Annotated in this window: 7 protein-coding genes; 5 read left to right on the top strand and 2 right to left on the bottom strand. The window is 66.2% G+C overall.

Annotated features, from left to right (window positions below):
- Positions 1-368: 368 nt before the first annotated feature.
- Positions 369-1,367, top strand: coding sequence for a hypothetical protein (locus ASE31_RS16290; protein ID WP_057202859.1), 999 nt, complete (start codon positions 369-371; stop codon positions 1,365-1,367).
- Between the two features lie 427 nt (positions 1,368-1,794).
- On the top strand, positions 1,795-2,316 hold the full coding sequence (locus ASE31_RS16285; RefSeq protein WP_157412526.1) for a hypothetical protein: 522 nt from the start codon (positions 1,795-1,797) through the stop codon (positions 2,314-2,316).
- Positions 2,317-2,350: 34 nt separating this feature from the next.
- On the opposite strand, the gene ASE31_RS16280 is transcribed toward ASE31_RS16285, so the two are convergent.
- Positions 2,351-3,064, bottom strand: coding sequence for an alpha/beta hydrolase (locus ASE31_RS16280; RefSeq protein ID WP_162261404.1), 714 nt, complete (start codon positions 3,062-3,064; stop codon positions 2,351-2,353).
- Positions 3,065-3,273: 209 nt separating this feature from the next.
- Between ASE31_RS16280 and ASE31_RS16275 the strand changes: the two genes are divergently transcribed.
- A complete protein-coding gene (locus ASE31_RS16275; protein WP_057202856.1) occupies positions 3,274-4,839 on the top strand; it encodes a glycine betaine ABC transporter substrate-binding protein in 1,566 nt (521 codons plus the stop codon).
- A gap of 125 nt (positions 4,840-4,964) precedes the next feature.
- Positions 4,965-6,356, top strand: a complete 1,392-nt coding sequence (locus ASE31_RS16270) for a hypothetical protein (protein ID WP_057202855.1) — start codon at positions 4,965-4,967, stop codon at positions 6,354-6,356.
- Between the two features lie 81 nt (positions 6,357-6,437).
- On the opposite strand, the gene ASE31_RS16265 is transcribed toward ASE31_RS16270, so the two are convergent.
- On the bottom strand, positions 6,438-7,874 hold the full coding sequence (locus ASE31_RS16265) for a GGDEF domain-containing protein (protein ID WP_057202854.1): 1,437 nt from the start codon (positions 7,872-7,874) through the stop codon (positions 6,438-6,440).
- 236 nt (positions 7,875-8,110) lie between these two features.
- Between ASE31_RS16265 and ASE31_RS32255 the strand changes: the two genes are divergently transcribed.
- Positions 8,111-9,112: MCP four helix bundle domain-containing protein (locus tag ASE31_RS32255; protein WP_200961121.1), on the top strand; the 1,002-nt coding region annotated here is incomplete at its 3' end.

The raw sequence follows: 9,112 nt of genomic DNA, 5'->3' as shown, positions 1-9,112 counted from the left end.
AATCGTATAACTAGGCGGGAAGCCGCAGACAGTGCTGTAGCACGGCAAGGCGGACCAACGAAGCTAGACGGTTGAAGGCAAATTCGTATGAGGCAGGGGCCGCAGGTGCAGGCACAAAAACCGCATTCAACCCGCATTTGTCATCTATTTAGAGGACATACAAACACAGCACAAATCCCTAGCATTTGGTGGGTGCTGGGTGTGGCGCTGCCCATGGTGGTAGCCATGAAGCCATGCACAGCCCGTGCGGAACTGCAGTCGCTCAACCGTGCCGGTCGCGACCGGATCCGCCATGTGGGTCGCCTGGCAGGCCATCAGCCGGGCTGCCGCCTTTCCCTTCAATCAACCACCGAATCGAAGGTCTCACCGTGAACTCCACTACCGTCTCGTCCGCACTGGCCAACCCACTGGCATCCTTCAACAACCTGCACAAAAACGGCGACCGCGAATGCCTGCAGGGCCCCTCGCACTACGACGCATTGAGTGAGAGCCACCTTCAGGGCATTGCCCAGTACGAGGATCTGTACCTGATCACCCAGAACCGTTCCGGCCATGACAGCGGAAAACTCTATGTGTTCCGCGTCTCGCCACCCCAGCAATGCATCTTCACCACCCATCTTGACGTCAGCCCGTCATCTGCTGCACTGGGAGGCAATGGCCAGGCATTCAACCATCCGGGGGGCGTTCAACTGGCGGGCAAGTACCTGTTTGTGCCGGTGCAGACCGAGGACTACAACAACACCCGCATACAGGTGTACGACGTGCAAGCCCTGACCAGCGACAACCCCTCGATCGCGCTGGTCAACAACAGCCTGATCCCCGACTGCGACGACCGCAAGATCGAGTCCATCGGCGTCGCATTCGACGAGGCCAACGGCAACTACGTGATCGTCGGCCTCCAGGGCAGCGACCTGTACTTCTACCGCACTGCGGGCAGCGATCTTTCGGTGCCGGTCTCGGGCGGCTACGCGTTCACCTGCAAGGTACCCGAGCACAATGACGCGGGCCCGCAGACCATCAACCTGCTCTACGGTGGGGACGGTCAGCTGTACCTGGTCAACTTCGCTGTGCGGGAGAAGGCGGTGGTCCTCTTCACCGACTACGCCTACCTCTACCAGGTCACTTGGTCCGAGGGCCTCGGAGATCCGGCCTCTGCCAGGCACTTCATCACGCATGGATCGAGCACCCCGGGCGTGAACCAGCCGCACTTCCGCTGGGGCTCCGGCATCCATATCGACGAGACGGGAATCAACCTGCTGGTGACGCAGAGGGTCATGCAGGAGAAGTGCTACATCAACCGCTTCGAGCAAAAGACGGATGGTTCCGACGCCGATGGCGAACCCGAGGGCATCGAAGCCATCGGGTGAGATCGCCCGCAGCACCAATGCTGGAGCCCCCGGTAGCGCCGCCGATGCAGTCGCTCCCGGCGCGGCATCGGCCGGCACCGGGGCTGGTGCGGGCCCCGGAGCAGGCGCAGGTGCCGATGCCGGCGTAGGTGCCTACTCCTCAGGAGTAGGTGCCGGGGCGTCAGGTGGAGGTGCAGGTGCAGGACCTGGCGCTGCTGGCGCAGGTGCCTCCGGCGGCCCCGGCGCGGGTGCAGGGGCTCGCGGACGCCGCGCGACAGAACCCATGGCTACTGTTGCTGCGCCGCCGCAGGATAGCCATGCCCACCTTGTGACAATGGTCAGGCGCCAGCGAAGCGTCACCTAAACTCCCGCAACACAACAACACCAGTGCCGGAGCTGATGGTGGCCCTTCAGGGCCACCCCGGTGCTCCAGGCGGGAGGAGCGACTTTGGCTCACAAGAGCTTTGCGCAGCATATCGCTGACGAGGGTTTGCCGCCCGCGCTGCTGATAGCGATCAACCTGGCCTTGTTGTCGGTGTTCGCAATGGGCATCAAGATCGAGCCGCGAATAGGGCTCTGGACATGCAAACTGATACTCCCGAACCGGCTTTTGGAAGGGCTTGCGGGGGACTACCTCAGCTATCGGATGTCGCTGTATGCGGTTGCCAGCGCCATAGCACTCTTTCTGACCCTGGGAGTGCTGCTGTTTGGCCTGGCGGAACACCTGGGCGGCTCAAAGAACAGGCTGCCCCGCTGGCAGGGGATGTTGTTGGGGGGCGGTATGGGTTGTACCCTCTTGCTCGGCTACCCGCCGCTCGCCCGGAGCAACCTCTCCGTCATGATCAACGACCTGAGCTACTTCGTTCTGACCGCTGTGATTTTCTCGACCCTGCCCTTGATGATGCGTGCCTTCAGCTGGCGGTATGGCCGCAGACGAAGAGGCGTCGAGACCATCCACCAGATGCGCTAGTGACGGCTCGGTGGCGCGCAGAGGCAGACCCCCTTCACCGGCCACCATACCTGCGTTCGCGCAGCCAGTCCATCACGATGGCGTGGTACGTGTCCCGCCAGCGGGCCTGCGAGAGCGCATGGTCGGCCTCCAGCAGCATGTGCCGCACGAGGCTGCGCGCATTGCCGAAGGCCCAGGCATAGCTGTCGATCACGGGGCGCGGCACCACCTGGTCATGTTCGGACTGCACCAGCAGCACATCGCCCTTGAAGGCGGCGCAGGCGGCCAGCGCGCGGTTGCCCTCGGGCGTGTGCACGGTGTGGCGGTAGGCGTTCACCTTGCGCCTGTCCAGATCCTCCTTGGGCAGCATCCAGTCCGCATCGGGATAGATCGCGGGTGACCGCAGCACCAGCCAGTCGAACGGGTACATCCCCGCCAACAGGGCCGCCATGTACCCGCCGTAGCTGAACCCCAGCACGCCCACGGCGTCAGGCCGCTCCTGGGCGTGCAGCAATTGGTAGTCGCGCAGCACCTGGCGCAGGTTGTCCTCGCGGTTCACACGGGCGCGGTCGGCCGCAGGCCAGCTGGCATCAGGCAGATTGCCGCGTCGGCAGTGCCAGCCCTGGGCAGACAGGTCCTGGTCGAGCAGGTCGAACTGGGCCTTGCCATGGTCGTCCCAGCCTGGCAGCACCAGCAAGGCCGGGCGCTGGATGCCATCGGGCCGCAACAGTGGCGCGCCAGGCCGCGCGCTGCCATGCGCAAGGGACAAGGAATCTGCGTGCAAGAAGGCCATATACCCATGGTGTCCGCGCCTGCGTGCTGCCGGGTGTCAGCGGTGCGGCAGTCAACCCGTAAGACACGCCTGCAACGAGCGGCCCATGCGACGTAGCGGCCGGCATCGCCGCACCGCGCCTGCGCTGACAGCGGGGGGCGCATGCCACCCACGGTGTGATCCGCAAACCAGCGCAGAATGGCCCGATGAATGTCATACGCCCACTGCGCTTCGCAGCGCACGCGCTCGCCTTCCTCATGGCCGGCGCCCTGCTGTCCCCTGCACTGCACGCGGCAGAGCAACTGGCCATCGGCTCCAAGCGCTTCACCGAAAGCTACATCCTCGGCGAGGTCATCACCCAGGCAGCGCGCCAAGGCGGTGCCACGGCAGAGCACCGCCAGGGCCTGGGCAACACCGCCTTGGTGGTCGAGGCGCTCAAGACCGGCTCCATCGACGTCTACCCCGAGTACCTGGGCACGGTGGAGCGCGAGATCCTCAAGCTGCCCACCGGGTCTTCCAGGCAGGCCATCGACCAGAAGCTGCGCGAGATGGGCCTGGCCCTGGGCGTGCCGCTGGGCTTTGCCAACGGCTATGCCCTGGCCGCCAGCGCCGAGGTGGCGCGCAAGCACGGCCTCCAGACCCTGGGCGACCTGCAGAGGGCACCCGACCTGCGCATCGCCATTTCGCAGGAGTTCCTGGGCCGCGAAGACGGCTGGCCCGGCCTGGCCAGGCGCTACCAGTTGCCGCAGCGCCCCACCTCCATCGACCACGGCCTGTCGTACCAGGCGCTGGCCTCGCAGCGCATCGACCTGACCGACATCTACACCACCGACGCGCGCATCGCCGACCTGGGGCTGGTGACGCTGCAGGACGACGCCAACTACTTCCCGCGCTACGACGCGGTGCTGCTCTACCGCGCGGACCTGCCCACGCGCGCGCCGCAGGCCTGGCGCCAGATCGCCGCGCTCGAAGGCCGCATCGACGTCACGCGCATGATCGCCATGAACGCGCAGGCCGAGCTGCACGGGCAGGCGTTCCCGGCCATTGCGGCCGACTTCCTCGCCGGCAAGGCCACGCCTGCGGCTGCGCCCGCAAGTGCATCCAGTGCGGCCAGCGCAGCACCGGCGCAGGCTCGCCCATCCCTGTCCAGCGCCATCTTCGGCGGCGACTTCTGGCGCCTCACGCGCGACCACCTGTGGCTGGTGGCCGTGTCCGTCGGCATCGCCGTGCTCATCGGCATACCGCTGGGCACGCTGGCCGCCGCGCGGGCGTGGCTGGGCCAGGGCATCCTGGGTTTTGTCGGCCTGCTGCAGACCGTGCCCTCGCTGGCGCTGTTGGCCGCGCTGATCCCGCTGCTGGGCCGCATCGGCACCGTGCCGGCCATCGTCGCGCTCAGCCTGTATGCCCTGCTGCCCATCGTGCGCAACACCGCCGTGGGGTTGATGCAGGTGCCCAAGGGCACCCAGCAGGCCGCCGTGGCCCTGGGCATGACGCCCGCGCAAAGCTGGCGCCTGGTGCTGCTGCCGCTGGCCTTGCCCGTGATCATTGCAGGCGTGAAGACCGCCACCGTGATGACCGTGGGCACCGCCACCATCGCCGCGTTCATCGGTGCAGGCGGCTATGGCGAGCGCATTGCGCAGGGGCTGGCGCTCAACGACGGCACCACCTTGCTGGCGGGTGCGATTCCCTCGGCCGGGCTGGCGGTGCTGATCCAGGTGGTGTTCGAGGTGGTCGAGCGCATGTTCCGGCAACCAGGTGCGGCAGCCAGTTGATGCAGCACAAGTAAAAGTTCCCTCGGCGTGAAATGCGTCACACCGCGCCGCTCGCGCGTCCGCCAGCCGGTGCTTCAATGGCGGCTTCGCCACCGCACCGCCTGCATTGACTGCATTGCCCCCGCATGACCACCTACACCAGCCACTGGCTCCAGGCCGCCGCGGCCAGCAACAAGGCTCCGCTGCTGATCAAGATCACGCTGATACCGCATGGCTATGACGGCCATGCCTACTGGAAGCGCCAGGAGGCGCGCGCCTCCGACCGCGAGTTCAAGATGGTGGAGGACCTGCGCCTCGATCCCGATGGCGGCCCCCAGGCCGTGCTGCAGCGCCTGGTGGACCTGCGCCAGGCCCTTGCCAGTGACGGATGGCAGGAGATCGTCGTGCACGACAGCCTGACCCTCTTCCCCAAGGACCTGCTGGACCACCGCCCCAAGACCGATGACGAGTGCCTGATGGACCTGGCGGCGCTGCACACCGAGTGCAGTGACCACGAGAGCGCCCTGGCCGCCCTGCACCGCTGCTGCCACAGCGAACAGGCGTGGTACTGGCACACGGCGGCCCGGCGCGCCCATGCCAACCGGGCGCGCGCCCACCCCGGCCCGCAAGCGGACGGCGACTGGGCCGGTGCCGTCGAACACGCCATGTTCATCATCCACCAGGCAGCAGACACCAACGCCGCCCCGCCAGACGCCATGTACAGCTTTGGCGACAGCTACCGGCACACGGCTTCGCAACTGGCTGCGGCTGCGCAGACCGTGGCGGAGTACCTGCTGTGCATTGTCGGCGACCCGGAGCAGGCGATGCAGGCCCTGGCCATCGCCGATGCCACAAACCATGGCACTAACCAGCTGCAGCAGTTGAAGGTGACAGCGCTGCTGCAGCTCAAGCGCAGCACCGAGGCGTACGAGACCCACCTGAAGTGGCGCCTGCAGATGCCCGAGGTGCTCGAATCCCCCGGCTACCGGGCCTTCGTCGACCAGCAACAGACGCAGGCGTGCAGCGCCGAAAGCCAGCGCGTCAGCCAGCTGCGCTTTGAAACCGCCCCGGGCAGCCCCGCCTCCGAAGGCGATCTCGAACAACTGCTGCGGCGCTTTCCCCAGCCACCGCACGCCTACCTGCAATGGATCACCCAGGCAGAGCGGCACCAGCTCACCGTGGTCGATGGCGAGGGCAGCGAAACCTACGAGCTGTTCAGCATCTCCGCCGCGCTGGACAAGCACGAAGAGCTGCTGGGCTGGCTCAGCCTGCACGACGAAAGCTCGCCCGAGCTGGCAGAGGAGATCCGCAGCGCCATCGCCGACAGCGGCATCGACCCGCAGCACATGCTGCCCATCGTGGGCGCCGAGAACGCCTCGGACTGCTTTGTGCTGCGCATGGATGGCCCCGGCGCGGGCGGCATCTACTTCTGGGCGCACGACGAGTGCACCGTGTTCAGCCCCATCGTGGACAGTGCCGACCAGTTGTTCCCGTGGCTGCAGGCGCAGGCCCGGGCGGGCGCGACCTTCGTGCTCTGAGAGCAGGGCATGGCGGCGTCTGGGCAGCCGGTTGCGCCGGCAGGCCCGGTCGGCCCATAGCATTCCCGCGCGCTGAAGGGCTCAGGACAAACCCGCTGCGTCCAGCAACACGATGCGGTTGCGGCCCGCGTCCTTGGCCTGGTAGAGCGCCTTGTCCGCCATGGCGATCATGTCCTGCGGGGTCAGCGCCTCGTCCCCGCGCATGGCCGCAATGCCGGTGCTGATGCTCACCACCGCACCCGTCGAGCATTCGCGGTGGGCAATCGACAGGCCCGCCACGGCCGCCTGCGCCGCAGCGGCAATGTGCATGGCGCCGACCGAATCGGTTTCAGGCAGCACCAGGGCGAACTCTTCGCCGCCATACCGTGCGGCCAGGTCCGAAGGGCGCTTGCCATGGGCCTGCAGCACTCGGGCGATGGCCTTGAGGCATTCGTCGCCCAACTGGTGCCCATAGGCATCGTTGTAGGACTTGAAGTGGTCCACATCCAGCAGCACCAGCGCCAGTGGCCGCCGGTGGCGCTGGGCCAGGGCCAGGTGTTCCGCCAGGTGCATGTCGAACGCCCGGCGGTTGGCCAGCTCGGTCAGGCCGTCCTGCATGGACGAGCGCCACAGCGTCTCGTTGGCGCTTTGCAGTGCGGTGGTCAGTGCCCGCAGCCGGGTGTGGTGCCGCGCGTTCTCGCCGAGCAGCACGATCAACAGCACACCCGCAGACACCAGGCCATAGATGCGCCCCAGGTACCAGCCCAGGTCGTAGCGACCGGCGTTCAGCACGGCCGCCAGGGCCAGGTCCAGCAGCCAGACACACAACGCCACCATCAGCCAGATGTCCAGCAGCGAATGGGGCCGGCTCCACAGCAGAACCATCAGCGCCCCGAAGCTCAGCAGCCAGATGCCGATGAGAAACGCCTTGCCGACGGACGTGGTCTGGTTGTCGTCCATGAACACCGGCAGCCACTCGTGCCCTGCAGTGGCAAACGCAGTGAACGCAGCCACCAGCGCCAGCACCAGGGCAGCGGTGGCGGCGACCGCACGCAATGCCCGGCCACCGCTCGGGCGCGCAGGGCCTCGTGCATCCCGCCGCCTTGCCAACACATAGGCCACCAGCCCCAGCGGATAGCCCGCGTGCCACAGCATGTACAGGGCCGATGAGGTCTGGGGCCCGGACCCCAGCAAGCCCGTGGGCGCGAACAGGCCCGGGAAGATGAGCGCATAGGCCGCAATGGCCGTGGCGTTGAACAGGTACACCCCGCCCAGTACCAGCAGCCCCACGGACTTCAAGGCCCGGTAATGGCCCAACAGCAGCACCGCCGTGACCAGATCAAAGATCACCAGCGCGGTGACATAGATCGGAATGAAGGCCGCAAATGCTGCGAGCGGCACCTTGGCGTACGGCAGGGCCATTGCGCCAAGTGCCAGCGAAAGAACGACCACGGCGCCCGCGACCACCTTCTCACGGGTGCCCGCCGGTTCGCTGGCAAGAGGGGCCGTGGACAGCCCCGGGGACGCAGTGAGGTGCATGGGACATCCTGCGCAAAGACTTCGGAGATATTAATCTTTTGTTACAAAAATACAATTTGCTTACATATCATTCCAGTGATCGCCCCAGGTCAGGTGGCCCCTGCAATTTCATGCTTAGTGAATTCGGGATCATTGAATATGCTGTATTTGAGCGCGTTCTTGAACAGGCCCTGGCCCGCCGGACCGAAGCGGCATGGGGCTGCGCTGCCTTGCAATCAACCTGAGGGAGAACTGCCATGGACAAGATGACGATTGCCACCCGGCTCGCGGTGGCATTTGCAGCGATGGTGCTGATGCTCATTGCACTGGGTGCCACCAGCCTGGTCCGGTCCGCCGACCAACGCTCCGAACTGAGCGACGTCATCAGCACCCGCGTGCCGATCACCAAGGCTCTGGGCGTGCTGGCGAACAGCGTGAACACCCAGGCAATCCAGTACCGCAATCTGGTGATCTTCAGTTCAGAACCCATCACCAGGTCGGCCCTCGAACAGATCACGTCTGCGCGGGCCACCACGGCCGATCAATACAAGCTGCTGGACACGCTGATTTCCTCACCCAAAGGGGAAGAACTGCTGGCGAGCATGCTCAAGGCGCGTGCCGAGTTCTACACGCGCGGCGATGAGTTCCTGGCCCTGGTGCAAAAGGGCCAGAAAGACGAGGCGACCAGCCTGCTCGAAGAAAAGCTGCGCCCCATCCAGCTCGACTACCAGAAGACGTTGCGCGACCAGGTGGAGTTCCAGGCGCGGCTCACCGACGAATCCGGCAAGGAGGCCGAAGCCGCCGCCGCAGCTCTGCAACGCGACGTGATGATCGCCAGCGCACTGGCCATCGCGCTGGCGATCTTCCTGGCCATCACCATCATCCGCTCCATCACCCGCCCCCTGGCCCAGGCCGTGCAGGCCGCCGACCGCGTTGCCGCCGGCGACCTGAGTGGCACCATCGTCGTGCAGTCCCGCGATGAAACCGGCCACCTGCTCAGTGCCCTGCAGCGCATGCAGCAAAGCCTGGTGAACACTGTTGCCACGGTGCGAGGCAACGCCGAAAGCGTAGCCTCGGCCAGCGCCCAGATTGCCTCGGGCAACAACGACCTGTCGGCACGCACCGAGCAGCAGGCCTCGGCACTGGAAGAGACAGCCGCCTCGATGGAAGAGCTCGGTTCCACCGTGCGCCAGAACGCAGACAACGCACGCCAGGCCAACCAGTTGGCGCTAAGCGCCTCCACCGTGGCCGTACAGGGA

Source organism: Acidovorax sp. Root217 (assembly GCF_001428645.1).
Taxonomy (GTDB): domain Bacteria; phylum Pseudomonadota; class Gammaproteobacteria; order Burkholderiales; family Burkholderiaceae_C; genus Acidovorax.
Note: the sequence above shows the minus strand (reverse complement) of the source record. Positions and strands in the feature narration are given on the sequence as shown.